This is a genomic window from uncultured Aquimonas sp., from assembly GCF_937888285.1.
Taxonomy (GTDB): domain Bacteria; phylum Pseudomonadota; class Gammaproteobacteria; order Xanthomonadales; family Xanthomonadaceae; genus Aquimonas.
Genome location: NZ_CALART010000058.1, coordinates 21,539 through 44,368 on the forward strand (window position 1 = coordinate 21,539; position 22,830 = coordinate 44,368).

Sequence of the window (22,830 nt, forward strand, 5' to 3'; positions counted from 1 at the left end):
GGCTCCATGCATGCCCCTGCCCTCATGCGCGGCCCGGCAGGCCGTCGCTGAGCGCGCTCACCCAGCCGGAGACCTTCTCCAGCGCCTGGTAGCGGGTCAGGTCAACGTGGATCGGCGTGATCGAGATGAAGCCCGTGCGCACGGCGTGGAAATCGGTGCCGGGGCCGGCGTCCTGCTCGGGGCCGGCCGGGCCGATCCACCAGATCGGGCGACCGCGCGGGTCCTGCTGCGGGATGCAGGCCTCGGCGCGGTGGCGATGGCCGAGGCGGGTGACCTCGAAGCCGCGGATCTCGTCCCAGGGCAGGTCGGGCACGTTGACGTTGAGGATGGTGTCGGCCGGCAGCGGATCGGTCTGCAGGCGCTGCACGATCAGCTGTGCGGCGCGCGCCGCCGACTCGAAGTGGCGACCACTGCCCTCACGGGTCACCAGCGACATCGCCACCGCCGGATGGCCGAGAAAGCGGCCTTCCATGGCTGCGGCGACGGTGCCCGAATAGATGACGTCGTCGCCGAGGTTGGCGGCATTGTTGATGCCGGAGACGACGATGTCGGGGTCGAAGTCGAGCATGCCGCACAGTGCCAGATGCACGCAGTCGGTGGGCGTGCCGGCGCACCGGTAGGTGTGCTCGTCGACCTTGGAGACGCGGATCGGCTGGTCCAGGGTCAGCGAGTTCGAGGCGCCGCTGCGATCGCGGTCGGGCGCCACCACGGTGACCGGGCCGAGGGCGCGCAGGCCCTCCGCAAGCACCTTGATGCCGGGAGCGTCCACACCGTCGTCGTTGCTGACCAGAAAGCGCATGAGGGGCCTCGCTGCAAAGCCCGCAATCATACAGGCCGAGGTGCCCGGCTTCCCCCTTCACGCGCCGGCCGCTATGTTGCGAATCATGTCGCGCCGCCCCGCCAAGCCCGCCGCTCCGCCTGCACGCGCCAGTGAGGACGACCTCGCGCTGTTCCAGGAGGCCATCGGGCCGGTGCGGCGCATCGAGGTCGAGCCCTCAGCCATCGAGCCCGCGAAGCCTGCGCCGCGGCCGCGCTCGCGCGAGGCCGATGAGCTGCAGGCGAAGCAGGACTTCCAGCTGCGGCCCTTCGAGTTTGCCGCCGACACCCTGGGCGACACCCTGGAGTACCTGGCCGACGGCCACTCGCCGAAGTTGATGCGCGACCTGAAGCGCGGCCGCTACGCCGTGCAGGACGAGCTTGACCTGCACCGGATGCACGCGGGGCTCGCGGATGAGGCCATCCGCATCTTTCTCGCCGAAGCGCGCGAGCACGGCTTCCGCTGCGTGCGCATCATCCACGGCAAGGGCCTGCGCTCGAAGGACGCCACACCGGTGTTGAAGCTGCTCACCGACAAGGTGCTGCGCTTCCGCAGCGACGTGCTGGCCTATGCCTCCGCCAAGCCGGCCGAGGGCGGGACGGGTGCGGTGGTGGTATTGCTCAAACGCTAGGGCGTGGCGTCGACAATCGATCGATGCCGCGCTGCCCTTTGGCGCCAGCATTCCTGAGGCTGCGCTCGATGCATCACCTTCCCCTGGATCCTGAGGCTTCGCTCGATGCGCCGGCTTCTCCTGGACCCGCTGGCGGATGCGCTGCGCTTATCCGCCCTACGAATGCGGGCGACGCGGCGCCTACAACGGCGATTGACGCCTTGCCCTCATCGAAGCGGCAGGCTGCAGCGCGCGTAGGGTAGATAAGCGCAGCGCATCTACCACCGATGCTCGCCTTGCCCTCGGAGCCTCCCGAGGCTTCGCTCGATGCACCGGCTTCCCCTCGACCCGCTGGCGGATGCGCTGCGCTTATCCGCCCTACGAATGCGGGCGACGCGGAGCCTACAACAGCGAGTGACGCCTTGCCCTCATCGGAGCGGCAGGCTGCAGTGCGCGTAGGGTAGATAAGCGCAGCGCATCTACCACCGATGCTCGCCTTGCCCTCGGAGCCTCCTGAGGCTTCGCTCGATGCGCCGGCTTCTCCTGGACCCGCTGGCGGATGCGCTGCGCTTATCCGCCCTACGAATGCGGGCGACGCGGCGCCTACAACGGCGATTGACGCCTTGCCCTCATCGAAGCGGCAGGCTGCAGCGCGCGTAGGGTAGACAAGCGCAGCGCATCTACCACCGGTGCTCGCCTTGCCCTCGGAGCCTCCCGAGGCTTGGCTCGAAGCGCTGGCATCTTCAGGGCACACTGACGCGTGGAATGCGCCGCGAGCCGCGGAAGCAGGGTTTGGGAAGCAGACCAAGCCCTTCGCGAGCCTTGCCCCCTCTCCCCTGCCCCTCTCCCACGAGGGGAGAGGGGAGAACGCCAGCGCGAGTCGGAAGCCACGTGAACACCTCGTGTGAATGTCATCTTCGCTAAGGTGTAGGGCTTGACCCACGCAAGGAGTCTGCGATGAGCAACAGCTTCGACACCCTCGACACGCTCGCCCTCGACGGACGCGACTACCGCATCCACAGCCTCGCCCGCCTCGGTGCAAAGCATGACCTGAAGCGCCTGCCCTTCTCGCTGAAGATCCTGCTGGAGAACCTGCTGCGCTGCGAGGACGGGGTCAGCGTGACGCCGGCGCACATCGAGGCGCTGCTGGCCTGGCACCCGAAAGCCGAGCCCGACACTGAAATCGCCTTCATGCCGGCGCGTGTGGTGCTGCAGGATTTCACCGGCGTGCCCTGCGTGGTCGATCTGGCCGCGATGCGCGACGCCGTGGTCAAGCTCGGCGGGCGGCCGGAGCAGATCAATCCGCTGATCCCTTCCGAACTCGTGATCGACCACAGCGTGCAGGTCGACGTGTTCGGCACGCCCGAAGCGCTGGATCTGAACGGCAAGATCGAGTTCGAGCGCAACCGCGAGCGCTACGCCTTCCTGCGCTGGGGACAGAGCGCTTTCGACAACTTCAAGGTGGTGCCGCCCAACACCGGCATCGTCCACCAGGTGAACCTGGAGTACCTGGCACGGGTGGTGATGACCCGCGAGGTCGATGGCATCACCGAGGCCTATCCCGACACCGTGTTCGGCACCGACAGCCACACCACGATGATCAACGGCATCGGCGTGCTGGGCTGGGGCGTGGGCGGCATCGAAGCCGAGGCCGCGATGCTCGGCCAGCCGAGCTCGATGCTGATCCCGCAGGTGGTCGGCTTCCGCTTGAGCGGCAAGCTGCCCGAGGGCGCCACCGCGACCGACCTGGTGCTGACCGTCACCCAGATGCTGCGCAAGCACGGCGTGGTCGGCAAGTTCGTGGAGTTCTTCGGCCCGGGCCTGGACCAGCTGCCGCTGGCCGACCGCGCGACCATCGCCAACATGGCGCCCGAGTACGGCGCCACGTGCGGCATCTTTCCGATCGACGCGGAATCCCTGAGCTACCTGCGTCTGTCCGGCCGCAGCGAAGCGCAGATCGCCCTCGTCGAGGCCTATGCACGGCACCAGGGTCTGTGGCGCGAGCCAGCCATTGAAGCCGAATACAGCAGCGTGCTGAGCCTGGACCTCGGCGAGGTCAAACCCTCACTGGCCGGACCCAAGCGCCCGCAGGACCGCGTGCTGCTGGTCGACATGAAACAGAACTACCGCGACAACGTCGCCGCTTTCGCCGATGCCCGCAGCAAGCGCTCGGCCGGGGCCAGCGCGATGATCGCCGAGGGCGGCGGTGCCGCGGTCGGTAACCAGGAAGTGCTGCAGACCGGCTGCGTCGAGATCGAGCTCGACGGGCAAAAGGTCCAACTGAAGGACGGCGCGGTGGTGATCGCGGCGATCACCTCCTGCACCAACACCAGCAACCCGGCGGTGATGCTCGGCGCGGGCCTCTTGGCACGCAACGCGGTCAAGCGCGGCCTGAAGGTGCAGCCCTGGGTCAAGACCTCGCTGGGCCCGGGCTCGCTGGTGGTCACCGACTACCTGAAGAAAGCCGGTCTGATGGACGACCTCGAAGCGCTCGGCTTCCACGTGGTCGGCTACGGCTGCACCACCTGCATCGGCAACTCCGGCCCGCTGCCGCAGGAGGTGAGCGCGGGCATCGCCAAGGGCGACTTGAACGTGGTCTCGGTGCTGTCGGGCAACCGCAACTTCGAGGGCCGCGTGCATGCCGAAGTGCGCATGAACTACCTCGCCTCGCCACCGCTGGTGGTGGCCTATGCCCTGGCCGGCACGGCCGACATCGATCTCAGCCGCGAGCCGCTGGGCAGCGGCAGCGACGGCCAGCCGGTCTATCTGCGCGACATCTGGCCCAGCAACAAGGAGATCGGCGATCTGATCGCGGCCACGGTCGGGCCCGAGATGTTCCGCCACAACTACGCGGACGTCTTCCGCGGCGACAGCCGCTGGAATCGGATCGATGCGCCGACCGGGCAGATCTACGCCTGGGATGCCGCCAGCACCTACATCAAGAATCCGCCCTATTTCGAGGGCATGACCATGGACGTCGGCCGCATCGAAGACCTGCAGGGCGCACGCGTGCTCGGACTGTTCGGCGACAGCATCACCACCGACCACATCAGCCCGGCCGGCAACATCAAGGCCAGCTCCCCGGCGGGCCGCTACCTGCAGGCGCGCGGCGTGCAGCCGGCCGACTTCAACAGCTACGGCAGCCGCCGCGGCAACGACGAGGTGATGCTGCGCGGCACCTTCGCCAACATCCGCATCCGCAACCTGATGCTGGGCGGCGAGGAAGGCGGCAACACCCTGCATCAGCCTTCTGGCGAGAAGCTGTCGATCTTCGATGCAGCGGTGAAGTACAAGGCCGAGGGCGTGCCGCTGATGGTGATCGCCGGCAAGGAGTACGGCACCGGCTCTTCGCGCGACTGGGCGGCCAAGGGCACGTATCTGCTGGGCGTGCGTGCGGTGATCGCCGAGAGCTTCGAGCGGATCCACCGCAGCAACCTCGTCGGCATGGGCGTGCTGCCGCTGCAGTTCCTGCCCGGCGAGAACGCCGCCAGCCTTGGGCTGCGTGGCGATGAGGTGTTCGACGTGCAGGGCCTGGACGACGGCCGCGCCCGCGTCGCCGAGGTCACCGCCACCCGCGCCGACGGCACGCGCATCGCCTTCAAGGTGCAGGTGCTGCTGCTGACGCCGAAGGAAGTCGAGTACTACCGCCATGGCGGCCTGCTGCACTACGTGCTGCGCCAGCTCGCCCGCGCGGCCTGAGCCAATCGTACGGCCACGGCCCACGCCGGCATCGGGGTGGGCCGTGGCTTGGCGAGGCATTTCTTCGCAATCAGGCGGGGCGGATGACGTGTTGAGCGGCCGCGGCGACGTTGGGCCGCGCTGCGCTCGGCACCCACCTGCCCAAAGCCAAACTCAAGCCCAAACCTAAACCTGAAGCGGACGCCGGAGCCGGAGCCGGAGCCGGAATAGGGTGGGCCCTGGCCCACCAGGAGCTCGACCCTCGCCCCGGTCGTCTCACACCTGCGCCATGCCGAAGCGCTGCCTTGGCAAGCACGCGAGGTTCCGCCCTCGCCTCGCTCATCGCGCCCTGGCCCCACGCCCATCGCCCATCGGCGGGGTCCCCACGCTGGATCGCGGCTGGCGCACGACGATACGCCGAGCACCGCGCCTGGATCCCTCACCCCGCCTCGGGCGCCTCGCCCTCGAAATCGAGCCGCGGCGACGCCGCCGCCAGCGCATCGCCCTGCAGGTAATCGACGCCGAGGTTCCACAGCCCGCTGACCGCCGCCATCGACTCGACGCGGTCGATCAGCAGCTCGCGCCCCAGCGCATGCCAGGCGGCGATGCGCGCCGCGGGCTCCGGGCCTTGCAGCGTCGACTGCGGCAGCCGCAGCAGCTGCACCGGCGCAGCACTCAGCTGCTCCAGCAGATCCAGACTCGGGCTGCGGCTGGACGCCGCCAGCGCCAACCCGGTAGCGACCAAGCGCGCCACCAGCTCGGCATGCGCCGGGTCCTGCAGGGCATCGGCATCGAGTTCCAGCCACAGGTCTTCCAGCAGCGCCGGGCGTCGCTTCAGCTCGGCTTCGATCCAGGCGATCTGGCGGGCATCCACCGAGGCCAGATCCAGTGGCACCATCAGGCTGCTGCGACGGCCGCGCTGGCGCTGCTCGGTGACCGCCTCGAAGGCGTTGAACAGGGCCATGCGGTCGATCGTCGACAGCTGCCCCTGCTCGCGCGCCAGCCCGAGGAACTCGGCACGCGTATAACCCTGCAGCGGCGCGCGCAGATCGCGCAGCTTGGTGATCAGGGCATAGGCGCTGCGCTCGCCGCGCAGGCGCAGCAAGGGCTGGAATTCCAGGCGCAGGCTGCCGCCGCGCGCCAGCTCCGCCAGCGCGTGCCGGATCACCAGCACGCGTTCGGGCGGCAGCGCGTCGGGGTCACGCGAGAGCACGCCCTCGGCACGGTTGCCGCCGAGCTGCGCGGCCACGCTGACCGCGGCAAAAGCGCTGGTGATCCAGCGTTCGCCCTCGGGGTCAGCCTGGGTGCGCGGCGGCAGCGCGTAGCCGATCGACAGCCCCAGCTGCAGCGGCTGCGCGCCCACATCGAAGGCCTGGCTGCGCACGCCCTCCAGCAGATCGCTTAAGGCTGAACGCACCGCCTCCACCTCGGCGCGCTCGATCAGCACGCCAAAGCCCAGCTCTTCCCACAGGGCATAGCAGTCGCCGCTGCCGAGCACCGCCTCGATGCGCTCGGCCAGCGCCCGCTCCAGCGCATCGGTGCCGCCGAGACCCAGCTTCTCGCGCAGCGCGGCAGCGCCATCGACGCGCAGCGCCGCCAGCACCCGCCACTCGCCGCCGGCAGCGGACTGTCGCTGCCGCAGCCGCTGCAGGAAATCACCGCGACGCAGGCGCGTACCGCTGACCACGGGCTCGTTCGGCGCGTGCCCCTGGAACATGCGGGCACGCTTGATGCGGCTGCGCACCGCCGCGATCAGCACGCGCGGCCGGATCGGCTTGGTCAGGAAGTCGTCGACGCCGACGCGCAGGGCGTTGAAGCGTGCCTGCTGGCGCTCCTCGCCGGACAGCACCACCACCTGCGGCTGCGGCTGCAGTTCGGCGCGCAGGCGGCGGGTGACAGCGAGACCGTCCAGGCCCGGCATGTACAGATCCAGCAGCACCAGGTCGGGCCGCCAGTCGCGCGCCCGCGCCAGCGCGGCGTCGGCCTCATCGAAGGCTTCAACCTGCATGCCGACGCGGCCCAGCACCGTGCTCGCGTAGAGCCGCGCTTCGGCGTCGTCATCGATCAGCAGCACCCGGAAGGGCGAGCGATCGAGCCCGGCCACCCACTCGCGCAGGCGCGCCAGCACCGCATCGATGCGGGTGTCCTCGATCACCAGATCGGCTCCCGCCAGCTCGGCCGGCAGGCGCTGGTCGCGGCTGGCGAAAGCCACCAGCTGCACCGAGGCCATGCGCGGGTCCTGCAGGCTCAGGCTGTCCAGCGCCTGCGCCACGGCGGGAACCGCCGCCGCGCGCGTCAGCAGCAGATCGGGCACGTCATCCTTGAGGCTGGCCAGCCAGTCGTCGACCTGCTCGAAGGCCTGCATCCGCCAGCCGAGGGCGCCCATCGCCGAGCCCAGCGCCGCCGCGGCGGGTGCCGGCAGGTTCAGGGAATGCACTCGCACCGAAGCTGTTGCGGCGTGCGTAGTCATGTGGAGCTTTCCTCGGCGCAGTCGCTCATCGCCCACCCACCCACTCGCGCAGCGCCGCCAGCGCCGTGTCGACGGCTGCGGAATCGAACGCGCAATGGCCTTCGCCCTGCGGCGGCAGCGTGCGCACGCGGCGACCGCCGCCGGCATCCTTCGCCAGCTCGGCGTAGCGACCGGAGAACTGTGCCGGCACGGTCGGGTCGTACTCGTTCGACAGGATCACCACCGGCGCATCCGGACGCCCGCGCAGGTCGAAGTGTTGCTGCACATACGACGCCGCCACCGGGTCAGCACTGTAGCGGCGCACGCGCGCATCGATGTCGGGCACATCGACGAACTCGCCGTAGCGCACCTCGCGGTTGTCGAGCGGGAAACCGCCGGCGCGGTCGATCAGCTCGCGCAGGATCAGGTAGCGGAAGAACAGCGCGAAGCCGAGGTCGTCCTTGCGGATGTCGAACGCCTTGGACAGCTGCTCCGCGACGTCGGGCTTGCGCAGCATCAGGGTCTCGATGGCGGCACCGTCCACGCCCGGGGGCGCTTCGGGATCGGCCAGGCCACCCGCGAACTCGCCGAACAGCCCGGGCAGCAGCGCTTCCGCCACCACCAGCGGCCCCAGCATGCCGTCGCGCATCAGCTCCATCGCCGGCGCATTGGCGCCGCACAGGGACAAGCCACCGGCATAGGCCTCGCCGTGTCGCTCCAGCGTCGCCAGCACCAGATGGCCGCCCATCGAATGCCCGACCAGCCAGGTGCGCTTCACGTCCGGCAGCTGGCGCAGCATGTGCTGTCGCAGGCGCTCGTTGTCCTCAAGCGCTTCCGCCACCGCCCAGCCCTGCGTGCGATAGGCGCTGCGCGCCACTGCGAAGCCCTGCGCCAGCATCGCGCGATCGAAGTCGTCCTGCAGCAGCGGCACCTCACGCGGCATGCCGCGCGCCTCGTAACCGTGCAGATACATCACCAGCTCGCCGTTCCAGTCGGCCGGCACCTCGAAGCGGAAGGCCGCGCCCCCGAGCGTGCCGGTGGCCTCACCGGGAATCGCGATATTGCCGGCCGGCAGGGCCGCCGGCTCGGGCGCCGAGACCCTGGACGGGCCCGAAGCACAGGCCGAGAGCAGGAACAGAACGGGCAGCAAGCGAAGCAGGGACAGGCGCATTGGGGCTCCGAAGACTGGATGGGGTATAGCGCCTCGCATCGTCTGACAAACCTGGGCGATTCGCCAGCATTGACACCTGTCGCGGGACGCGATGGAGGCGGACAGCTCAGGTATCGATTTGCCCACACGCTCGACCACTCCGGCAGCAGATCGGCTCGGCGAAAGGCTGGGGATCGACCCTCCCTAACCCTCAGGCTGAGCAATTGGAAGCCGACGGGCCCGGACGCCTACTTCACCACCCCATTCCGCCACGCCCACACCGCCGCCTGCGTGCGATCGGACAGGCCGAGCTTGCCCAACACGTTGCCGACATGCGTCTTCACCGTGGCGTCGCCGATCTGCAGGCGTTCGGCGATGTCGGTGTTGGACAGGCCCTCGGCGAGGAGCAGCAGCACTTCGCGCTCGCGGGCGCTCAGGGCGGCGTCGGCGACCGCGGCTGCGGTGCGCGTGGTCGGCGCTGCGCTGGGCTGCGGCGCGCCGGCACGCCCTGCCCCGCCATCGGCCGACCCCGCCTGCCCGGCGCCCTGCAGGCGCGGATGCAGCACGCGTTCACCGCGGGCCACGCGCTGCAGGCTGTCCAGCAGTTCGCTGCCGCCGATTTCCTTGAGCTGGTAGCCGGCGGCGCCGGCCTCGAAGGCCGGCTGCACGTCGGCGCTGCCGAGGCGGGAGGTGAGCAGCAGCACGCGCGTGTGCGGGCTGGCGCGGCGGATGCGGCGGGTGGCCTGGATGCCGTCTTCGTCGGGCATCACCAGGTCGACGATGGCGACGTCCGGCCGGGTGCGTCCGGCCTCTTCGCCGGCTTCGCGGGCGCCTGCGGCTTCGGCGCAGACTTCGATGCCGGCCTGCAGTTCAAGGTAGGCACGCAGGCCCTGGCGCACCACGGCGTGGTCGTCGACCAGCAGCACCTTCAGCGCCGACACGCTCATCGCGGCGACTCCACGCCCGCGAATGTCAGCGCGACACGGGTTCCTCCACCCTTCGTGCTGTGCAGGGTGAAGCGCGCTGCGACCGAATCCGCGCGCTCGCGCATGTTGTTCATGCCCATGCCGGTCGCCTGTGTGTCCCCGAATCCGCGTCCATCGTCCTCGATCTCCAGTCGCCATGTCGCCTGCGTCACGGCCCCTGCTGACCTCTGGCCCGCACTCTCGAGCAGCGCTGTCGGCAAGTCCGCTTCAAGGCGGATTCTTACCGTCTGCGCCGCAGCGTGTCGCCAGACATTGGTCAGGGCTTCGTCGAGCACGCGCAGGGCGACGTCGGCGACATCCGCTGCCACCGGCGCCGCGGTTGGAAGCTCCAGCCTACAGGCGAGCCCGCTGCGGCGGTGGAAATCGTCGACGCGCCGGCGCATCGCCGGCACCAGATCGACGCCTTCCGCTGCGCCCGATGCCGCCGGCGGCGCGCTGCGCATGTCCTGCAGCAGTTCGGCCAGCTCGTGCTGGATCTCGCCCATCAGCGCCTGGGCCTCGGCCAGGCGCTGCGCGCGCGCCGTCTCGGTCGCGCTGTCGCGCGCGGCCGACAGCTGCAGCGAGAGCGCGAAGGCCTTCTGCTTGACGGTGTCGTGCAGGTCGCGCGCCAGGCGCTGGCGCTCTTCCAGAGTGGCCAGCCGCGCCTGCGTGTCGACCAGCGCCTGCACGTCGAGCGCCATGCGGTCCAGCGCCTGGGCCAGACGCCCCAGCTCATCCCCGCTGCGATCCGCCAGGGCCACGCTGAAGTCCCCCTGCGCCCAGGCACCGGCCGCTGCTGCCATGCGCGAGACGCGGCCGAGCACGCGCCAGCGCAGGAACCAGGCCGAGCCGAGCAGGAAGATCAGCAGATAGGCGACCGCCAGACGCCACTCGAAGCTCACCGCCTCCAGCGACAGCTTCCACGGGGTCGGCACGGCGAGATCGAGCTCCAGCCGCATCGCTTCGCGACCCTCGCGCTCGGGCAGGGGCGCGGACCAGGTGCGGCGCAGCCAGTCGGCTTCGGGGCGCCGCGGCGTTCCGGCCGACAGCTGCTCAGCCCCGACTTGCAGCAGGCGCGCCTCGAAAGGATGCGGCGTGAGTTCGAGCAGCACGAAGGCCGCCGAGGTGCCCAGACTTTCGCGTGGGCGCTCAAGGCGCAGCACCAGATGCTGCAGGCGCAGGCGCTGCTCCTCGCTGCGGGCGCCGGCGACGAGTGCGGCGTCGAAGGCCTGCGCCTCGCGCTGAAGCAGTTGCTCGACGCGCCCGTCATCCAGCTGGACCAGTAGGTTCTCGAACTTCCAGCCGAACACGGCGCGCTCGATCAGCAGCAGGGCCGGAAGCGACAGCAGTACGTAGAACACCGCCAACTGCAGGCGCAGACCTTTCACATGGACTCCTGACTGGGTAGTTCACCGCTCACGCCGGCTGCACGCTGCAGACATCGGCGCTGGCGCGGACTCCGCGCCGGGTTCTTCGCCATGCGTGGCGGGGCTGCGCAGCATAGCCCGGGCGTCCGCCCCAGCAAGAAACAGAACACGTGCGCCCCCTATGTTCGTCGCCCCCGCAAAGACCTCGAAGACTCCACCTTGCGGTGGATGTCAGCGCGCATGCGCACTTCTAGACTGCCGGGCTGATTCTGGAGTCCTCACTGTCCATGCGCCTGAAACCCCTGCCCCGCGCCCTGCTCGGCGCGCTCGCCCTACTCGCCCTGCACCTCAACGCCAGCGCCGAAACCACCGGCGGCCTGGACGCCGGGCTTGATGCCGACATGTCGGCACGCAGCGAGAGCCAGCGGTTGGATGGCATCGAGGTGGTGGCCAAGGGCACGGCCTCGGACCTGCCGGACACTCTCAGCACCGACCTGGTCAGCTGGCGCGATACGCCCGGTGCGCCGGTCGACGTGCAGGACCTGCTGGTGCGCATTCCCGGCGTCGGCGCCACCGGCCAGAACGGCGCCTTCGAGACCTTCTCTATCCGCGGCAGCGGCGGCAACGGCATTCTCGTATTGCTTGGCGGCATGCCGATCACCGCGCAGCGCCGTGCCGGCGTGCCGATCTCGTTCATCGAGCCAGCCCTGCTGGGCGCGCTCAGCGTGACCCGCGGTCCATCGACCGTGCACTTCGGCCCCGGTGCGCTCGGCGGCGCGATCTCGATCGAGCCGCACTGGTTCGACGGCAGCGAGCTGCTGGGCAGCTACGCCAGTGCCGGCGATGAGCGCATGCTGGTGGCCGGGCACGGCGGCGAGGCGTTCTCGATCGGCGTCGCCCAGCGCCGCGCCGAGGACAGCCAGGCCGCCGACGGCACGCCGCTCAACACCAGCTACCGCCGCGACAGCGCCAGCCTGCTCTGGCAGCGCGCCTTCGGCGACTTCCAGCTCGACGCCTCGCTGCTGCCCTCACGCACGACCGACATCGGCAAGTCGAACAGCCGCTTTCCGCAGCGTGACTCGACCTATCCCGAGGATCGCCACACGGTTGCCGGCCTGCACCTGCGGCACGTAGGCGGCTTCGACCTGCGCCTGGGCGGGCACGACCAGTCGCTGCTGACCTACAACCAGCGCCCGGGCACGCCGGACACCTGGGCCTATATCGAAAGCACGGACTACGGCCTGACCGCGCAGCACAGCTGGCAGGCCGAGGCGCTGGCCCTGAACGCCGGCGTCGAATACCTGGGGCGCCGCGGCGTGACCGGCTTCGACGCACGCGGCACCTTGTCGAACCGGACCTTCAGCCTGCGCGACGCACGCGAGGACACCTGGTCGGTGTTCGGCATTGCCGACTGGGACATGCACGACGCGCTCAAGTTGGAGGCCGGCCTGCGCGCCAGTCGCGTGGGGCAGCATCAGGCCGGCGCGCGCTCCAGCAGCCGCGACGAAGCCTTCAATTTCGGCGCGGTGTGGCGCCTCGATGGGCAGCAGCAGCTGAGCGCCAATCTGGCCTCCGGCTACCGCTTTCCGACGCTGGAGGAGCGCTACTTCAGCGGCGTCACGGCACAGGGCGAGATCCTCGGCAACCCTGACCTCGGTGCCGAGCATTCGCTGGGCCTCGATCTGGGCTACGGCCTGAAGCGCGGGGCGTGGCAGCTGCAGGCCAATCTGTGGCGCACCGACGTTGACGATCTGATCCAGCTGTTCGAGTTCGCGCCCGAGGTCAACGGCTACACCAACATCGGCGAGGCCCGCCTGCACGGCTTCGAGCTCAGCCTGGGCTGGCAGGCCAGCGAAGCGCTGCAGCTCAACGCCAGCAGTGCCGTGGCGCGCAGCAAGAACCGCCTCACCGGCGAGCCGCTGTATGGCGCAGCGCCGCTGACCTACACGCTGGATGCCCGCTATGCGGTGGGGCCCGGCAGCCTGGGCCTGCTCTACCAGCACCGCGCCTCGATGCGACGGCCGGGCTTCGAGGAAGTCGAGCGGCCCGCGGTGGATCTGCTGGACCTCGACTACAGCCTGCCGCTGGGCGAGCGCTGGAGCCTGCAGCTGTACGCCCGCAATGCGCTGGACGCGAACTATTTCGCCACCGCCGACGAGCTGTCGGCGCGGGCGCCGGAGCGCAGCATCGGGTTCAGCCTGCGCTGGTCGAGCTATTGAGGCAGCGCGTTCTGGTGCGCAAGGGATGAGCCAACGCCGGGTGCGGCGCACCCTGCTGAAGAGTGCAGGAGCGAGATGCGTGCGAAGCGCGCTCACTTCGATGGGCGCCCGGCGTCAACGGGAAGTTCTGGCGGATGCGCTGCGCTTATCCGCCCTACAACCGCGAACGACGCATTGCCTTCAACGAAGCGGAATTTGCAGTGCGCCGCGGAGCAGCGGGCGACAGTGTCGTAGGGCGGATAAGCGCAGCGCATCCGCCGGGGCGAAGCACCGACTGCGAAGCCAGACCTACGCTCCGCGATGCGCGCTCCAGCAGGCGCGATGCACCGGCCCAGCCTCACGCCACCCACGCACCCACGACACAGGCCGCCACCAGCGCTGCGGTCTCGACGCGCTCGATCACCGCGCCCGCGGCGTCGCCCGTGAAGCCCTGCAGTCGCCGCTGGCAATCGGCGCGCCACAGCAGGAACACCGCAAGGCTCGCCGCCAGCAAGCCCAGGCCGGGCAGCCCGAACAGCAGGGCGAACACCGCGCCGAGCGCGACGGCGAACGAGGCGGGACGCCGCGGCGCCCGTGCGAGGTCGATGCCGAGTCCCCCGGCGCGCACATAGGGCAGCGTGAGGAACAGACCCACCGCCGCCGCACGCCCCAGCGCGGGCACCAGCCACAGCCACCGCCAGGCGTCCGGCGGCAGCGAAGCCAGGGCGGCGAACTTGAGCAGCAGGACCAGCACCAGCGCGATCACGCCCATCGGTCCGGCGGCAGGATCCTTGAGAATGCGCAGGGTGCGCTCGCGGTCGCCATGGCCGCCGGCCCAGGCATCCGCACAGTCGGCGAGACCGTCCAGATGCAGGCCCCCGCTGATCCACACCCAGACCGACAGCAGCAGGGCCGCGCTCAGCAGCGGGGCCACGCCCAGCGAGGTGGCGACCCAGGCCAGCAGCGACAGCAGGCCGCCGATCATTGCGCCGACCAGCGGATACCAGGCCAGTGCGCGCGCCTGCGCCTCGCGGTTCGAGAAGTCCAGCGCCGGCGTCGGCACCCGGGTCAGGAATCCCAGGGCGAACCAGAACGCGCTCATGCGGGCAAACCCGGATCACGCTCCATGCCACCCGCAGGGGCAGCCGCGGGGCGCAAGCGAACCAGGCAGGCATGCGGCACATCAATCGCGGACATCCGCGACAGCGGCCAGCCGCGCTGCTGGCAGAGCAGCAGACGCATCACCCCGCCATGCGTCACCGCCAGCACGCGCTGCCCCTTCGCAAGCGTGCGGAGCCGAAGCAGGGCATCGTTCACCCGCTGTGCGAACGCGAGCAGCGGCTCGGCACCCGGAGGCGGATGCGCTGCGGGATCCGCCCAGAACTGGCCGAGCGCGTCGGGCTGTTCGGCGTGCAGCTCGGCTGGCGTGCGCCCGGTCCACTCGCCGAAGTCGTACTCGGCGAGAGCGGGCTCCACCTGCAGCGGTACTCCCAGCCGCATCGACAGGGTCTGCGCAAAGCCATGGCAGCGCTGCAACGGCGAACTGGCGATGCGCTGCCAGTAGCGGCCGGCGACTGCCGCCTCCATCTGCGCCCAGCCGACCGCGCTCAGCGGATCGTCCAGCTGACCGCGAAAGCCGATCTGTCCAGTATCGCCATGGCGCAGCAGCTCAAGCATCGGCCGCCCCGCTGACGCCCGCCTCGGCAAAGGTCGCCATGCCGGCATGCAGGGCACAGGCAAGCCGCAGCAGCGGCACCGCTGCCGCAGCGCCGCTGGCCTCTCCCAGGCGCAGACCGAGATCGAGCAGCGGACTCGCCTGCAGGGCCTGCAGCAGGCGTGCGTGACCCTGCTCCTCGGAGCGATGGGCAAACAGCAGCCAGGGCCGCACCTCGGCATTCAGATGCACGGCGCACAGCGCGGCGGCGCTGGCGATGAAACCGTCGACCAGCACCGGCAGCCCGGCCTGGGCCGCGGCCACGAAGGCGCCGCACAGAGCCGCCACCTCGAAGCCTGCGAAGGCCCGCAGGATCTCGACCGGCGTGCGCGCGCTCTCATGTCGCAACAGGCCGAGCCGCAGCAGGGCGCGCTTGCGCTCCAAACCGGCGATATCGAGGCCCGTGCCGCGACCGGCCATGCGCTCCGGCGATTCACGCAGCACGGCGCAGGCGAGCGCAGCGGCCGAGGTGGTGTTGCCGATGCCCATCTCGCCGCCGATGTAGAGCTCGGCGCCAGCCGCCCGCGCCCGCGCCACGCTGGCGGCACCTTCGGCCAGGGCACGCAGCAGCTGGGCCTCACCCAGCGCCGGCGCGAGCAGGAAATTCGCCGTGCTCGGCGCGATCCGCGCTCGGCGCACGCCCGGCAACTCGCCGGGGTCGTTGACCGTACCAAGATCGATCACTTCGAGGTCGGCAGCCAGCGCCCGCGCCAGCACGCTGATCGCGGCGCCACCGCGGGCGAAGTTGCGCAGCATCTCGCCGGTCACTGCCTGCGGAAACGCCGACACGCCTTCGGCAGCGATGCCATGGTCGCCGGCGAACACGGCGATCCACACCTGATCGACGCGCGGCAGCGCGCGACCCTGCAGGCCGGCGAGCTCGATCGCCAGTGACTCCAGACGCCCGAGCGAGCCGGCCGGTTTGGTCAACTCGCGCTGGCGTGCCTGTGCCGCGTTCGCGGCCGCACGATCGGGCTGCGCGCAGGGGTTGTGCCACCAGCTCATGGCAGGCGGCCCTTCAGAGCGAGCGGAAGCCCGGCCGCCACGAACAGCACGCGCCCGCACCGCGCGGCCAGGGCCTGATGCAGACGGCCGCTCTCGTCGACGAAGCGACGGCTGATCGCGCCCATCGGCACCACGCCGAGCCCGACTTCGTTGCTGACCAGCAGCACTTCGCCGGGCAGCTCCGGCAGCACCCGCAGCAGCTCGGCGCGCTCCAGCTGCCAGCCTGATTCACCCTCTTCGAACAGCAGATTCGACACCCACAGCGTGAGGCAGTCGACCAGCAGGCAGCGGTCCGGTGCGGCTTCTTCGCGCAGCGCGGTCGCCAGCCCGCGCAGACACTCGCGCGTGCGCCAGTGCGAAGGTCGCCGCTCGCGGTGATGCGCAATGCGCGCGGCCATCTCGCCGTCGCCCGCGGTCGCGGTGGCCAGGTAGGTGACCTGCAGCCCGGAGGCCTGCGCCAGCTGCTCGGCGCAGGCGCTCTTGCCCGAGCGCGCGCCGCCCAGGATCAGGGTGCAGTGTGAGGCCTCGGTCAAATCGCTTTGCATGTTCACTCCATGAACAGGGCGCAGGCTGCGCGCGGGTTGGACGGGAAATACAGGTGCAGGAAGCTCGCGCTCAGGCGTTGTCGCCGGTACACCGGTTCCGCCGTCGGCGCCCCGTTGGGATCGAGCGCGTGGGCGATCGGGGTGAGCCCGATCGCGGCGCGGGCGAAGTGGAAGCTGTGCCCGCGCAGGCGGCCTTCCGGCAGATCGACCTGCTGCAGGCCCAGCCCGGCCGGACGCGGACCGATGCGCGCGCTGCCCGGAATCAGCCCGGCCAGATTCGCGCCCTGCCCCGCCGCGTCTTCGAGTCGCGTCAGCAGGGCGAGCAGGCCGCCACACTCGGCCAGCAGCGGCCGACCGGCCTCGACGTGCGCATGCAGCGCGGCCCAGAGATCCGTGCGCGCGGACAAGGCATCAAGATGCAGCTCCGGATAGCCGCCGGGCAGCCAGACCGCGTCGCAGTCAGGCAGGGACTCGCCGGCCAACGGCGAGAACTCGATCAGCTCGGCGCCGGCTGCGCGCAGCAGCTCGCGATTGGCGGCATAGACGAAGCAGAAAGCTGCATCGGCCGCGATCGCGATGCGCCGGCCGCGCAGCAGGGGCGACGGGGGCTCCACTGCAGCGGGCTCGAAGCCCACCGGCGCCGGCAGCGCAGGCAGGCCCTGCGCGCACAGCGCATCGGCAAGCGCATCGATGCACGCATCGAGATCGGCGATCTCGGCGGCTGGCAGCAGACCCAGGTGGCGTTCCGGCAGCCGCCCCGCCGCACACTCGGGCAGCACGCCGCACAGCGCGAGCTCCGCAGGCAGGCTCTCGCGCAGCAGACGCACATGCCAGTCGCTGGCCACGCGCGTCGCCGCCACGCCGGCAAAGGTGAGGTCCGGCCGGTAGCGCGCCAGCCCCAGGGCCAGCGCGCCGAAGGTCTGGGCCAGCGCGTTGGCGTCGATCACGGCAAGCACCGGCAGGCCGAGGGTCTGCGCGAGATCAGCCGCCGAGGGCGCGCCGTCGAACAGGCCCATCATGCCTTCGACCAGGATGAGGTCGGCCTCGCCGGCCGCGGCATACAGCTGCCCGCGCACCTCGCGCTCGCCGCCCATCCACAGGTCCAGGTTGCCGACCGGCGCGCCGCAGGCTCGCTCCAGCACCAGGGGATCGAGAAAGTCCGGCCCGGTCTTGAACACGCGCACGCGTCGACCGGCCCTGCGATGCGCGCGCGCCAGCGCCGCGGTGAAGCTGGTCTTGCCTTGTCCTGACGCCGGCGCTGCGATCAGCAGCGCCGGGCAATGGCGAACACTCACGCCCGCGCCGCCACGCCCCGCGCCTCACGCTGCAGCAACCAGACCACGGCGAGGCCAAGCACGATCCAGGCGCTGCCGGTCAGCACGAAACCCGGCGCATAGCGGGCGAACTGCTCGGCGAACCCGGCGACGCTGAGCGCACCGAACAGTCCGCTCAGCACGTAGAACGAGCCGTTCGAGATCGCGAACGAGAGCAGCGCGGCGACGCCGCCCACCGCGCCTGCGATGACCAGTCCGCGCGCATCGACACGCGTGCGCGGCGCCAGCCAGCGCCCGGCGAACCAGAGCGCGCCATAGGCCGGAATCAGGAAGCCATAGGCCGGGCTCAGACAGACGTGCAGCATGTCGGTGCGCGCGAACACCACGGCATCGATGCCGAAGGCCAGCGCGATGAAGCCGGCGAAGGCGAGCGAGCTGCGCAGCAGCAGGCCGCCGAGAAAGAACACCGCCATCGAGGCATCCCGCAGGTGCAGCCACTGGCTGGCATCGGGCAGGCGGGTCAGCAGCATCCACAGGGCCAGCGCGGCCAGGGTGGGCAGCAGCGGCAGGGGCCGTTCGGACAGGGTCGAGTGCATGGTGTGCTCCCAGGGCAAGGGGAAATCGATGCGCAGCGGCGGCGCTCATCGAACGCCGCCGCTGCGTGTGGCGTGACTCAACGCGGGCTGTAGCGCAGGCCGAGCATCCAGGTGCGGCCGGGCTGGTTGTAGAAGGCTGCGGTCTCGTACTCGCGATCGAGCAGGTTGCTGCCCGCGAGCTGCAGGCTCCAGTCCGCATTCAGCGACCAACCGACGCGCAGGTCGACGGTGGCGTAGCCGGGCAGACGGGTGAAGTTACCGAGGTCGTCATAGCGCGCACTGGCGGCGAACACGCTGGCGCCGAGGCTGAAGCGGCCGTAGCTGCGGTCGGCATCGATCTGCACCGAGCGCGGCGGGCGACGCGGCAGCTCCTTGTCCTGGGCCGATCCCGCGCTGGTGTTGCGCGCATCCAGCACGGTCGCGCTGGCGCGAAGCTGGGTGCCGGCAATCGCGCCTTCGGCGCTCAGCTCCAGGCCGTCGATGCGGGCACGATTGATGTTGACCGGAATGAACTCGACCGGATCAAACGCGATCAGCTGCTCGACATCGGTGCGGAACAACGACACCGCCCAGCCGCCCCAGGCCGGGCTGCCGCGCAGGCCGACTTCGAGGCTCTCGGAGGTCTCGGGCTTGAGGTTCGGATTGCCGAAACCGGGGAAGTAGAGGTCGTTGAAGCTCGGCGCGCGGAAGGCGGTGCCGGCGCTGGCGGTGAGGCGCAGGCCTTCGCGGAAGCTCCAGCCCCAGAGCAGGCTGCCGGTCGTTTCGTTGCCGAACTGGCTGTCGTCGTCATGGCGGCCGGCGATCTGCAGCGAGGCATCGCCGAGCGCCTGTTGCCACTGCGCGAACAGGGCCTTCTGGGTACGCGCCGTGACGACATAGTCCGTGCTGCTGGTGACTTCGTCGCGATGCCAGTCGAGGCCGGTGCTGAGCAGGCCGCTGCCGAGGCTGATGTCCGCCTGCGCGCCACCGCTGTCGCGCTCGGTGTCGAAGCTGCTGCGATAGCGGCCTTCGAGGAAGTTGTCGGCCAGATCGGCATGCCGTCCGAGCCGGAAGGCCAGGGCGATGCGATCGCTGGGCTTCAGTTCGAGCTTGGCGCCATAGACCTGCTGGCTGCCCTCCATTTCGTTGCTGAAGCTGCCGTCGAACTCGGTCTCGAAGTCCGCGCGAAGTCCGCGCAGTTCCAGCGCCGCCGCCGGCGAGAATCGCCAGCCGCCGGCGAGCTGCAGGCTGCGGTTGGTGTAGCCATCGGCATCGGGCTCGTTGGTGAAGCAGCCGCCGCTGTTCGAGCCGCGGCAGGCGTTGAAACCATCGGTTTCGTCGATCGCCGCATTGACGCGATACCAGCCGCGATCGCCGCGGGCATCCAGGCCAGCGCTGCCGCGCGCCGTGCTGTACGAGCCAACGCCAACATAGCCGCTGGCGCGCGGCTCACCTCGGGCTTCGCGGGTGAAGATCTGGACGACGCCGCCCAGCGCGTCCGAACCGTAGAGGCTGGAGAACGGCCCGCGCACGATTTCGATGCGCTCGATCTGCTCCAGCGGCAGATCCTGGAAAGCAGGCGTACCGCTGGTGGCCGAGCCGACACGGACACCGTCGATCAGCAGCAGCACGTGGCGGGCCTCGGTGCCGCGCAGGAACACGCCGCTGACCTTGCCGGCGCCGCCGCTGTTGCTGATCGCAAGGCCGGGCACGCCGCGCAGAAGATCCAGCAGGCTCGGCGCCTGCAGGCGCTCGATGTCGGCGCGGTCGAATACGGTGATGGAGGCGAGCGTGGCGTCCTGGGTTTGCGGCGTGCGGCTGCCGGTCACGACGATGCGGTCCAGCGCCTTGGCGACGGGCTGGGCCTGGACGAACGCGGGGAACGCAGAAACGAGTGCGGCCGCCAGCAGGGCGGGACGCAGGGGCAAGGCGTGCATCGATGTCTCCTGTCCGCGCCGACCCGCGCGGACGATGGGTGCTTGGGCACCCGGCGCGGGAAAGAGAGGAGACCTGCAGGCAGGCGCACGGCGTGAGCGCGGGCGCGCACCCCAAGGCTGCGCCCTCCGCGCGCCGGGAATGATCCCCATGGCCGGTCTCCGGGCTCGCGAACCATGACGGCAACCGGAGTTCCGGTTGCGCCTTCGACCCGGGCACCTTCCCATGCGCGAAGCACAGTGGTGTTCGCCCGGACCGGGTGGGCGCGTGATGCGCACACCGGCTCGCCTACCGTTGCGGGGGCAGCTCCAGACTTGCGGCGATGTCGCCGCGCACTGGCTTCCCGTTTAAACCGCGGACGCTGAGAACAGCGCTGCGCGGTCACCGTGAGGCGGCGCGGATGCTAACAGAAGCTTCACGGCGGGGCCATCCGCTCGTCACTCGGGCTCAAGCGAGCCGCACCAGAAATGGCGACGCAGCGGCAGCCCTGCGGCTGCCGCTGCGTCGGGTCCAAGACCCCGATGCCCTGAATACGCATAGGGTGGGCATTGGCCCACTATGGCCTCCGCGCTCGCCACGGAGGCCCATCTCCAAGGACCCCATAGGGTGGGCCCTGGCCCACCGCGGCCTTCACCCGCACCTCGGTGTCCGAAGCATGGAAACGCTCCCGATTCCGCCCGTGACAGGCCATCGCCTTCAACGCTCCGGCCGGCTGCACCGGGGCGCGGCCGGCCGGAGTTGCCCGTCGGAATCGCAAGCCCCCTTGGGTCCCCGCCTGCGCGGGGACGACGATGAGGGGCACTTGCGGAGCGTCGCCATCGCGGTGCCAAGCCTCCACGATCCCTCAGGGGAACTGCCCCACCTGCTGCGAGACATTGCCGGGCCACACGCCCAGCTCGGTCTGCACGTAGCTGCCGACCAGGTTCTGCAGGGTCGTGCTGCTGTGCGGTGCGCCGGCCGTGGCCCAGAACCAGTGGGCGCGCGGGCTCGGCGCCTGGGTGCCGAAGCCGCACTGGTAGTTGCGCGTCACCGCAGCCAGATAGGCCGAGCTGTCGACATTCGCCCAGCTCTTGCTGTCGCCGCCGTAGCCGCGACCATAGACCTTGGCCAGCGTGTCGAGCTCGAACAGATGGGTCTGGTTCGGCAGCAGGGTGATCGGCGCGGTGTTGGCCGTATCCCAGGCCACGAACATGTCCTGGTGATGGCTGCTGGGGCTGCCCTCGCGCTTGACCAGGCCAAACAGCGCGGTGATGGTGTCGTTGACCAGATTGCCCTCCAGCAGCGCACCGGCCGCGGAACCGTCAGTGGCGACGACCAGCCCGACCTGGGCCGCCGTGGTCAGCACCTGGATGATCGCCTGCGAGTTCCAGTTGCTGGCGGTGAAGCCCGACACCGCCACACCCTTCGAGAACAGCGTGGTCATCGGCGGCGCGCCCGGCGGGTCGTACTTCAGCTGTGCCCAGTCCGAAGCCAGTGCGCGCGCTTCCTTCGACCAGGGACCACCGTAGTCGACCTGCTGGCCGACGCGGCTGCCGTAGGCGATACGCACGGCCAGATCACCGCGGCAAGTGCCGTTGCCGCACTCGACGCCGCCGGGCTCACCGTTGCGGGTGCACAGCATGCGCACGCGCATATGGCTGTAGTTGCTGCCCTTGATGCGATCGACCTCCCACACGTTGTGGCGGCTGCGGCGGTAGAAGTTGATGTCCTTGGCCGCACCGCGCGCGCCGACCGAGTAGTTCAGCTGCCTTTCTTTCTTGGGCAGCTTGCCCCAGGAGCTGCTGTGGTTCTCGTTGATCTCGCCCTGCCAGGGCGAGGGCTGGTGCGGGAAGGTCAGCACGGTGGTGCAGATGCAGTTCTTCCACGGCCAGGGCTTGATGGTGCCGATCAGCCGGCGCGCCTCCAGATCGAGTTCGGGGTCGCGCAGCTCGACCACGTGATCCAGCAGGCTGACGCCGCGCTGCGCCGGGCTGGTGGCGCCGGTCTCGATCTCGTCGACGAGGCGCGGGAACTCGCGCGCCACCACCTCGGCGAAGCCCAGCCCGCCAGCCGCAAGGCCGGGTTCGGCCTGCAGGGCCTGCCAGTCGGAGTCGCGCGCCGACATCAGCCAGGCGACGACTTCGGCGTCGTTGAGGCGGTCCGCCGGCAGTTCGCGGCTGATCTCTTCGTGCGCGCCGGGGTAGCGAATGGCGAGGTGCGCCATCAGGCCGTTGCGGTAGTGCCGCGCCAGCAGGGCGGCATAGCGCTCGATGACCTCGGGGTGCCGTTCGAGCGCCGCGGCTTCCAGGCTGTCCAGCGGGTCCGACCAGCTCTCGATGGCGTCCATCAGGGCGGCCGAGACAATGCGCTCGCCGCTGTCGCCCTCCTCGCCGGTGTCCTGGGCGAGGACGGGCGTAATGCCGAGCAGGGCACCAAGGCTCAGGCCAAGCAACAGCCGCACGGGGGTGTGTCTTTGGGAGCGCGAAGCAGTCATGTCGGAGTCTCCTGTGTGATCGCCGCGCAGCCGCCGTACGGCTGTCGCGGGCGAGGGCCAGCGCTGCGGGACCGC

At 70.3% G+C, this 22,830-nt stretch carries 16 protein-coding genes and 1 riboswitch; of the genes, 3 read left to right on the forward strand and 13 right to left on the reverse strand.

Features of this window, described 5'->3' with window-relative positions; genetic code table 11:
- Positions 1-22 precede the first annotated feature (22 nt).
- On the reverse strand, positions 23-799 hold the full coding sequence (gene surE / locus Q0654_RS12290) for a 5'/3'-nucleotidase SurE (RefSeq protein ID WP_298854169.1): 777 nt from the start codon (positions 797-799) through the stop codon (positions 23-25).
- An 85-nt stretch (positions 800-884) separates the two neighbouring features.
- Here surE and Q0654_RS12295 point away from each other — a divergent pair, with 85 nt between their 5' ends.
- Positions 885-1,448 carry a Smr/MutS family protein gene (locus Q0654_RS12295; RefSeq protein WP_298854171.1) on the forward strand — a complete coding sequence of 188 codons (564 nt, stop codon included), beginning with the start codon at positions 885-887 and terminating at the stop codon, positions 1,446-1,448.
- 936 nt (positions 1,449-2,384) lie between these two features.
- Entirely contained in the window at positions 2,385-5,126 is a 2,742-nt protein-coding gene (gene acnA, locus Q0654_RS12300; RefSeq protein ID WP_298854173.1) for an aconitate hydratase AcnA, read from the forward strand.
- 418 nt (positions 5,127-5,544) lie between these two features.
- On the opposite strand, the gene Q0654_RS12305 is transcribed toward acnA, so the two are convergent.
- The 4 genes from Q0654_RS12305 to Q0654_RS12320 form a co-directional block, all read right to left on the reverse strand.
- The gene (locus tag Q0654_RS12305) at positions 5,545-7,575 is read right to left on the reverse strand and encodes a response regulator (protein ID WP_298854175.1); all 2,031 of its coding nucleotides are present in this window, start codon (positions 7,573-7,575) and stop codon (positions 5,545-5,547) included.
- 25 nt (positions 7,576-7,600) lie between these two features.
- Entirely contained in the window at positions 7,601-8,725 is a 1,125-nt protein-coding gene (locus tag Q0654_RS12310; protein ID WP_298854177.1) for an alpha/beta fold hydrolase, read from the reverse strand.
- Between the two features lie 227 nt (positions 8,726-8,952).
- On the reverse strand, positions 8,953-9,651 hold the full coding sequence (locus tag Q0654_RS12315) for a response regulator transcription factor (protein WP_298854178.1): 699 nt from the start codon (positions 9,649-9,651) through the stop codon (positions 8,953-8,955).
- Positions 9,648-11,057 carry a histidine kinase gene (locus tag Q0654_RS12320; protein ID WP_298854180.1) on the reverse strand — a complete coding sequence of 470 codons (1,410 nt, stop codon included), beginning with the start codon at positions 11,055-11,057 and terminating at the stop codon, positions 9,648-9,650. Before Q0654_RS12320 ends, Q0654_RS12315 begins: the two co-directional genes overlap by 4 nt.
- A gap of 266 nt (positions 11,058-11,323) precedes the next feature.
- Here Q0654_RS12320 and Q0654_RS12325 point away from each other — a divergent pair, with 266 nt between their 5' ends.
- The gene (locus Q0654_RS12325; protein ID WP_298854182.1) at positions 11,324-13,255 is read left to right on the forward strand and encodes a TonB-dependent receptor; all 1,932 of its coding nucleotides are present in this window, start codon (positions 11,324-11,326) and stop codon (positions 13,253-13,255) included.
- Between the two features lie 337 nt (positions 13,256-13,592).
- On the opposite strand, the gene Q0654_RS12330 is transcribed toward Q0654_RS12325, so the two are convergent.
- The 8 genes from Q0654_RS12330 to Q0654_RS12365 form a co-directional block, all read right to left on the reverse strand.
- Positions 13,593-14,336 (reverse strand): adenosylcobinamide-GDP ribazoletransferase, encoded by a 744-nt coding sequence (locus Q0654_RS12330; RefSeq protein ID WP_298854185.1) that lies wholly within the window; start codon positions 14,334-14,336, stop codon positions 13,593-13,595.
- The gene (locus tag Q0654_RS12335; protein WP_298854187.1) at positions 14,333-14,911 is read right to left on the reverse strand and encodes a histidine phosphatase family protein; all 579 of its coding nucleotides are present in this window, start codon (positions 14,909-14,911) and stop codon (positions 14,333-14,335) included. Before Q0654_RS12335 ends, Q0654_RS12330 begins: the two co-directional genes overlap by 4 nt.
- Positions 14,904-15,953: a nicotinate-nucleotide--dimethylbenzimidazole phosphoribosyltransferase gene (gene cobT / locus Q0654_RS12340; RefSeq protein WP_298854189.1), complete on the reverse strand. Its 1,050-nt coding sequence runs from the start codon at positions 15,951-15,953 to the stop codon at positions 14,904-14,906. Before cobT ends, Q0654_RS12335 begins: the two co-directional genes overlap by 8 nt.
- On the reverse strand, positions 15,950-16,498 hold the full coding sequence (gene cobU, locus Q0654_RS12345; RefSeq protein ID WP_298854191.1) for a bifunctional adenosylcobinamide kinase/adenosylcobinamide-phosphate guanylyltransferase: 549 nt from the start codon (positions 16,496-16,498) through the stop codon (positions 15,950-15,952). The genes cobT and cobU overlap by 4 nt, the downstream gene beginning before the upstream one ends.
- Before the next feature lie 2 nt (positions 16,499-16,500).
- Complete coding sequence (locus Q0654_RS12350) at positions 16,501-17,793, reverse strand: cobyrinate a,c-diamide synthase (RefSeq protein ID WP_298854193.1); 1,293 nt, start codon at positions 17,791-17,793, stop codon at positions 16,501-16,503.
- Positions 17,790-18,368 carry a hypothetical protein gene (locus Q0654_RS12355; protein WP_298854195.1) on the reverse strand — a complete coding sequence of 193 codons (579 nt, stop codon included), beginning with the start codon at positions 18,366-18,368 and terminating at the stop codon, positions 17,790-17,792. The genes Q0654_RS12350 and Q0654_RS12355 overlap by 4 nt, the downstream gene beginning before the upstream one ends.
- 77 nt (positions 18,369-18,445) lie before the next feature.
- Complete coding sequence (gene btuB, locus Q0654_RS12360) at positions 18,446-20,284, reverse strand: TonB-dependent vitamin B12 receptor (RefSeq protein WP_298854197.1); 1,839 nt, start codon at positions 20,282-20,284, stop codon at positions 18,446-18,448.
- Between the two features lie 132 nt (positions 20,285-20,416).
- Positions 20,417-20,686, reverse strand: a riboswitch (cobalamin riboswitch).
- Positions 20,687-21,126: 440 nt separating this feature from the next.
- Positions 21,127-22,755 carry a hypothetical protein gene (locus Q0654_RS12365; protein WP_298854202.1) on the reverse strand — a complete coding sequence of 543 codons (1,629 nt, stop codon included), beginning with the start codon at positions 22,753-22,755 and terminating at the stop codon, positions 21,127-21,129.
- Positions 22,756-22,830 lie beyond the last annotated feature (75 nt).

Bases quoted from the DNA above. Each gene is read 5' to 3' on its own strand.
- surE (WP_298854169.1), bottom strand. From the start codon at position 799: ATGCGCTTTCTGGTCAGCAACGACGACGGTGTGGACGCTCCCGGCATC.
- Q0654_RS12295 (WP_298854171.1), top strand. From the start codon at position 885: ATGTCGCGCCGCCCCGCCAAGCCCGCCGCTCCGCCTGCACGCGCCAGT.
- acnA (WP_298854173.1), top strand. From the start codon at position 2,385: ATGAGCAACAGCTTCGACACCCTCGACACGCTCGCCCTCGACGGACGC.
- Q0654_RS12305 (WP_298854175.1), bottom strand. From the start codon at position 7,575: ATGACTACGCACGCCGCAACAGCTTCGGTGCGAGTGCATTCCCTGAAC.
- Q0654_RS12310 (WP_298854177.1), bottom strand. From the start codon at position 8,725: ATGCGCCTGTCCCTGCTTCGCTTGCTGCCCGTTCTGTTCCTGCTCTCG.
- Q0654_RS12315 (WP_298854178.1), bottom strand. From the start codon at position 9,651: ATGAGCGTGTCGGCGCTGAAGGTGCTGCTGGTCGACGACCACGCCGTG.
- Q0654_RS12325 (WP_298854182.1), top strand. From the start codon at position 11,324: ATGCGCCTGAAACCCCTGCCCCGCGCCCTGCTCGGCGCGCTCGCCCTA.
- Q0654_RS12330 (WP_298854185.1), bottom strand. From the start codon at position 14,336: ATGAGCGCGTTCTGGTTCGCCCTGGGATTCCTGACCCGGGTGCCGACG.
- Q0654_RS12335 (WP_298854187.1), bottom strand. From the start codon at position 14,911: ATGCTTGAGCTGCTGCGCCATGGCGATACTGGACAGATCGGCTTTCGC.
- cobT (WP_298854189.1), bottom strand. From the start codon at position 15,953: ATGAGCTGGTGGCACAACCCCTGCGCGCAGCCCGATCGTGCGGCCGCG.
- cobU (WP_298854191.1), bottom strand. From the start codon at position 16,498: ATGCAAAGCGATTTGACCGAGGCCTCACACTGCACCCTGATCCTGGGC.
- Q0654_RS12355 (WP_298854195.1), bottom strand. From the start codon at position 18,368: ATGCACTCGACCCTGTCCGAACGGCCCCTGCCGCTGCTGCCCACCCTG.
- btuB (WP_298854197.1), bottom strand. From the start codon at position 20,284: ATGCACGCCTTGCCCCTGCGTCCCGCCCTGCTGGCGGCCGCACTCGTT.
- Q0654_RS12365 (WP_298854202.1), bottom strand. From the start codon at position 22,755: ATGACTGCTTCGCGCTCCCAAAGACACACCCCCGTGCGGCTGTTGCTT.